This window comes from Paracoccus sp. (in: a-proteobacteria) (genome assembly GCF_046289755.1).
Lineage (GTDB): Bacteria > Pseudomonadota > Alphaproteobacteria > Rhodobacterales > Rhodobacteraceae > Paracoccus.
The window spans coordinates 1-4,939 of sequence record NZ_JBKBVD010000098.1 but is presented as its reverse complement, the minus strand read 5'-3'; the positions used below and the strand labels follow the sequence as shown (position 1 = coordinate 4,939).

At 68.1% G+C, this 4,939-nt stretch carries 6 protein-coding genes and 2 tRNA genes; 7 read left to right on the top strand and 1 reads right to left on the bottom strand.

Features of this window, described 5'->3' with window-relative positions; genetic code table 11:
- The first annotated feature begins 13 nt into the window (after nucleotides 1-13).
- The 3 genes from ACK41U_RS19020 to ACK41U_RS19010 all read left to right on the top strand — a co-directional run bounded on the left by ACK41U_RS19020 (nucleotide 14) and on the right by ACK41U_RS19010 (nucleotide 1,559).
- Nucleotides 14-90 (top strand) — tRNA-Asp (locus ACK41U_RS19020).
- A gap of 27 nt (nucleotides 91-117) precedes the next feature.
- A tRNA-Asp gene (locus ACK41U_RS19015) sits at nucleotides 118-194 on the top strand.
- A gap of 102 nt (nucleotides 195-296) precedes the next feature.
- On the top strand, nucleotides 297-1,559 hold the full coding sequence (locus ACK41U_RS19010) for a glutamate-5-semialdehyde dehydrogenase (RefSeq protein ID WP_409683762.1): 1,263 nt from the start codon (nucleotides 297-299) through the stop codon (nucleotides 1,557-1,559).
- Nucleotides 1,560-1,601: 42 nt separating this feature from the next.
- Here ACK41U_RS19010 and ACK41U_RS19005 read toward each other — a convergent pair whose 3' ends face one another.
- Entirely contained in the window at nucleotides 1,602-2,228 is a 627-nt protein-coding gene (locus tag ACK41U_RS19005) for a histidine phosphotransferase family protein (protein WP_409683759.1), read from the bottom strand.
- A 39-nt stretch (nucleotides 2,229-2,267) separates the two neighbouring features.
- On the opposite strand from ACK41U_RS19005, the gene ACK41U_RS19000 reads away from it, so the two are divergent.
- The 4 genes from ACK41U_RS19000 to ACK41U_RS18985 form a co-directional block, all read left to right on the top strand.
- Nucleotides 2,268-2,447 (top strand): DUF3553 domain-containing protein, encoded by a 180-nt coding sequence (locus ACK41U_RS19000; protein ID WP_409683756.1) that lies wholly within the window; start codon nucleotides 2,268-2,270, stop codon nucleotides 2,445-2,447.
- Between the two features lie 150 nt (nucleotides 2,448-2,597).
- Nucleotides 2,598-3,383, top strand: a complete 786-nt coding sequence (locus tag ACK41U_RS18995) for a GNAT family N-acetyltransferase (RefSeq protein ID WP_409683753.1) — start codon at nucleotides 2,598-2,600, stop codon at nucleotides 3,381-3,383.
- A complete protein-coding gene (locus ACK41U_RS18990) occupies nucleotides 3,380-4,339 on the top strand; it encodes a lysophospholipid acyltransferase family protein (RefSeq protein WP_409683751.1) in 960 nt (319 codons plus the stop codon). The genes ACK41U_RS18995 and ACK41U_RS18990 overlap by 4 nt, the downstream gene beginning before the upstream one ends.
- 59 nt (nucleotides 4,340-4,398) lie before the next feature.
- A partial coding sequence (locus tag ACK41U_RS18985; RefSeq protein WP_409683748.1) for a ribonucleotide reductase N-terminal alpha domain-containing protein occupies nucleotides 4,399-4,939 on the top strand: 541 nt, incomplete at its 3' end.

The following is a 4,939-nucleotide window of genomic DNA, read 5'->3' as shown; positions in this document are numbered from 1 at the left end:
GGGGATGAGTTGGGCGGTTGTAGCTCAGTTGGTTAGAGTACCGGCCTGTCACGCCGGGGGTCGCGGGTTCGAGCCCCGTCAACCGCGCCACAACTCATCATTCGCCCGAAGAAAAGCGCGGTTGTAGCTCAGTTGGTTAGAGTACCGGCCTGTCACGCCGGGGGTCGCGGGTTCGAGCCCCGTCAACCGCGCCACTTCTTCCCCTTTCCTTTCATGGTGATTATACCGCCCTGCGGACACCCCTTCACGGGGGCCCGCCCGTCGGGGCGATGACGTGACAGCCTGTGAGGACCCGAATGACCCAGATGACCGAGGCTCAGACCCTGATCCAGACGCTTGGCACCGCCGCCCGTGCGGCCGCGATTGATCTGGCGCAGGCCCCAGCCGAGGCCAGATCGCAGGCGCTGTCCGCCGCCGCCGATGCGGTGGAGGCGGCGCAGCAGGCCATTCTGCAGGCCAACGCGCGCGATCTGGAGTTTGCGGGGACCAGGGGGTTGTCGGAGGCGATGCTGGACCGGCTGCGGCTGGACCCGGCGCGGCTGGTGGCAATCGCGTCTGGGCTGCGCGAGGTGGCGGGGCAGGCCGATCCGGTGGGGCAGGTGATCGCGGAATGGGACCGGCCCAACGGGCTGCATATCCAGCGCGTGCGCACGCCCATCGGCGTCATCGGTGTGATCTATGAAAGCCGCCCCAATGTGACGGCCGATGCGGCGGCGCTGGCGCTGAAATCCGGCAATGCGGTGATTCTGCGCGGCGGCTCGGAGAGCCTGCATTCCAGTGCCGCGATCCATGCCTGCATGGTCGAGGGGCTGCGCGCGGCGGGCCTGCCCGAGGCGGCGGTCCAGATGGTGCCGACCCGCGACCGGGCGGCGGTCAGCGCGATGTTGCAGGCGCAGGGGCTGATCGACGTGATCATCCCGCGCGGCGGCAAGGGGCTGGTCGGGCTGGTGCAATCAGAGGCGCGGGTGCCGGTCTTTGCCCATCTTGAGGGGATCTGCCACATCTATGTCGATGCGGCGGCGGACCCCGACAAGGCCCGGCGCGTGGTGCTGAACGCCAAGACCCGCCGCACCGGCATCTGCGGCGCCGCCGAATGCCTGCTGATCGACCGCGCCTATCTGGCGCGCCATGGCGACGGGCTGATCGGCGATCTGCTGGCGGCGGGGGTCGAGGTGCGCGCGGCAGAGGAATTGCAGATCCCCGGCACCGTCCCGGCGCAGCCCGATGATTTCGGGCAGGAGTTTCTGGACATGATCATCGCCGCCCGGCCCGTGGACGGGGTGGACGCGGCCATCGCCCATATCCGCCGCTATGGCAGCCAGCACACCGAGGCGATCCTGACCGAGGATGACGCCACAGCCGCGCGCTTTTTTGCCGGGCTGGACAGCGCGATCCTGATGCGCAACGCCTCGACCCAGTTCGCCGATGGGGGCGAATTCGGCATGGGCGCGGAAATCGGCATCGCCACCGGCAAGATGCATGCGCGCGGCCCGGTGGGGGCCGAGCAACTGACCAGCTTCAAATACCTGGTCACCGGCGACGGCACCATCCGGGCCTGAAGAACGGGCCAGAACAGCAGGCCAGAAAATCAGGCGGCGCGATCAGAACCTGATCTCGCCGCCTTTGTCGTCCATCTCGGCATGCAGGGGGCGGCCTGCGGCGGTGGCGGCCTCGGCCAGCAGCGCGAACTGCACCTCGGAGGGTTGCGGCAGGCGGGGGGCGGCCCGCCCGTCCAGCCAGGCCCACAGATCCGGGTCCAGCCGCGCGCGGTCGCATTCGGCCACCAGCCGCCAGCCCGGCATGGTGCACAGCGCCAGCACCTGCCCGCCCCAGGGCAGGGCGGTCTCCAGACACATCAGCGCCAGCAGCAGCATCCGCGTCTCGGCCCGCGCGAAATCGCCCCAGGCATCCAGCTGCACCCGCAGCCGCCCCTGCGCCGAGATCCCTGCGACCAGTTGCGACAATTCGGCATGGCTGACGCGCTGATCGCCCGACGCCATGCCGAACGCCATGCGATAGCCCTGAATGCGCCCGCGCGCGGCGGCCACCGCATCGGCGATCAGCCGCATCTCGGCGCTGTCGGCGATGCCCGGAAAATCGGGCGACATCTGCAACAGCTCGACCCCGTTGCCGATCGCGCCAAGCGGCGAGACCAGATCGTGACACAGCCGCGCGCCGACCAGCCCGGCCAGATCGCCCGCCGCAAGCGGCTTTGACGTCATGCTCATGGATGATACCTTTCCGTCCGGCCATAGAAGGAGCCTGCGGTGAACGATATTCTGGAACCCGGCATGATCGTGCGCCATCCCGGCGCGCCCGAATGGGGCGAAGGGCAGGTGCAGTCGCGCATCGGCGACCGCATCACGGTGAATTTCACCGAGGCCGGCAAGCAGGTCATCGACGGACGGCGCATCATGCTGGAAGTGGTTCGTTTCAAAGACATGTAACCTCGGTCTGTTCTGGTCAAGTCATGCAACCTCAGGTTGTATTATGCAACCCCGTCGTGACATCGGCGCGGCCCCCGGACAGATGGTGTGTTGCAATAAGGGACCGCTTTTCCTAGACAGTCCCGACATTGCACCCGGATGAAAGCGCCCGTGTCCCGAGCAGAGCCCGCCTTTTTTCAGATCAGACTGGCCAGCTCCGAGCAGGATCTGCTGGCCGCACAGCGCCTGCGCTATCGCGTCTTTGTCGAGGAACTGGGCGGCACCGGCCCGATGGTCGATCACGATGCGCGGCTGGAATGCGACGAATTCGACCCGGTCGTCGATCATCTCTGCCTGATCGACACGCGCCGCGATTGCGCCTCGCTGGATCATGTCGTGGGCGTCTACCGGCTGCTGCCGGGCGACCGGGCGGCGGAATTCGGGCGGTTCTACAGCGACGGCGAATATGACCTGGACCCGCTGCGCGCCAGTGGCCGCCCGCTGCTGGAACTGGGCCGGTCCTGCGTCGATACCGAGCATCGCGGCGGCGCCGCCATGTATCTGATGTGGAACGCGCTGGCCGATTACGTGCTGGAGCACAAGATCCAGATACTGTTCGGCGTCGCCAGCTTTCACGGCACCGATATTCCGATGCTGGCGCCCTCGCTGGCCTGGCTGCACCATCACCATCTGGCGCCCGATGACCTGCGCCCCGTCGCGCGCGCCGAGGGCTATCACCGCATGGACCTGATCGCGCCTGACCGTGTCGACCGGCGCGAGGCGATGGTCGCCATGCCCGCGCTGATCAAGGCCTATCTGCGGCTGGGCGGTCTGGTGGGCGAGGGGGCGTTCATCGACCGCGCCTTCAACACGACCGATGTGTTTCTGATGATGGACACGGCGGAGATGTCGGCCAAATACCGCGATTTCTACGAAAGCCGCCGGCTGAACGCATGAGCGCGCCCGATCTGCCGCGCCCTGATCTGCCGCGCCCTGATCTGCCGCGCCCTGATCTGCCGCGCCCTGATGTGTCGGGTCCTGATGTGGTGGGCCCTGATCTGCCCCGCCCCGATCCTGCACGCCGTGACGCCACCTGGCGCGAGGGCGTGCCCCCCGATCTGCCCGGCCCGCAAGGCGTGGGCGACTGGCTGCGGGTGATCCGGCGCGGTCTGCCCGCCGTGCTGATCCTGCTGCTGGGCGTTCTGCTGATCCTGCCCTTGCGCGGGGTCGAACGCCTGATCCATGGCCCCCGCCGCCCGTGGACCGGCCCGCATGTGCAGATCGTCTGCCGCCTCGTGCTGGCCTGCATCGGCCTGTCATGGCAGCGGACAGGTGCGCCGATGCGCGGCCCCGGCGCGGTCGTGGCCAACCATTCCAGCTGGCTGGACATTCTGGTGATGAACGCCGCCCTGCCGGTCTTCTTCGTCAGCAAGGCCGAGGTGGCGCGCTGGCCCGGCATCAACATCCTGACCCGCGTGACCAACACCCATTTCGTGACCCGCGACCCGCGTCTGGCCCGCCAGCAGGCCGATGAGTTCTCGGCCCGGCTGCGCGCGGGTCACCGGCTGCTGTTCTTCCCCGAGGGCACCTCGACCGACGGGCTGCGGGTGCTGCCCTTCAAGGCCACGCTGTTTCAGGCGTTTCTGGATGGGGGATTGCCCGAGGGTCTGGCGATCCAGCCGATGAGCGTCGCCTATCACGCCCCCGAGGGCCGCGACCCGCGTTTCTACGGCTGGTGGGCCGAGATGGCGCTTGGCCCGCATCTGCTGACGGTGCTGGCCGCGCGCAGGCAGGGGCGGGTGGTGGTGCATCTGCACGCGCCCCTGCCGGTCGCGGGCGAGACCCGCAAGAGCCTTGCGCAAAAGGCACAGCAGGCCGTGCGCGCGGGTCTTGGCTCTGATAGGCTGGGCTGACGCCCGCGTCGTGATTTCCCCGGCCGGGACCGTTGCCACCTGATCCCGAAGGACGCATGATGACGCGCTTTGCTGCCCCCATTGCCGAACAGATCTGGGACATGAAATACCGGATGCGGGACGCGGACGGCGCCCCCGTCGACGCCTCGGTCGAGGACAGCTGGCGCCGCGTCGCCCGCGATCTGGCCCGCGTCGAGGCCGATCCGGCGCTGTGGGAAGACCGCTTCTATTCAGCCCTTCAGGATTTCAAATACCTGCCCGCAGGCCGGATTCTGGCGGGTGCGGGCACGGGCCGGTCGGTCACCCTGTTCAACTGCTTTGTCATGGGCACGGTCCCCGACAGCATGGGCGGCATCTTCGACATGCTGAAAGAGGCCGCGCTGACCATGCAGCAGGGCGGCGGCATCGGCTATGATTTCAGCACCATCCGCCCGCGCGGCGCGGTGGTCAAGGGGGTGGCTGCGGATGCGTCCGGCCCTCTGTCCTTCATGGATGTCTGGGACGCGATGTGCCGCACGATCATGTCGGCGGGCTCGCGGCGCGGCGCGATGATGGCCACGATGCGCTGCGATCACCCCGATGTCGAACAGTTCATCACCG

Excerpts from the sequence above, each read along its gene's own strand:
- ACK41U_RS18990 (WP_409683751.1), top strand. The coding sequence starts at position 3,380 with ATGAGCGCGCCCGATCTGCCGCGCCCTGATCTGCCGCGCCCTGATCTG.
- ACK41U_RS19005 (WP_409683759.1), bottom strand. The coding sequence starts at position 2,228 with ATGAGCATGACGTCAAAGCCGCTTGCGGCGGGCGATCTGGCCGGGCTG.
- ACK41U_RS19010 (WP_409683762.1), top strand. The coding sequence starts at position 297 with ATGACCCAGATGACCGAGGCTCAGACCCTGATCCAGACGCTTGGCACC.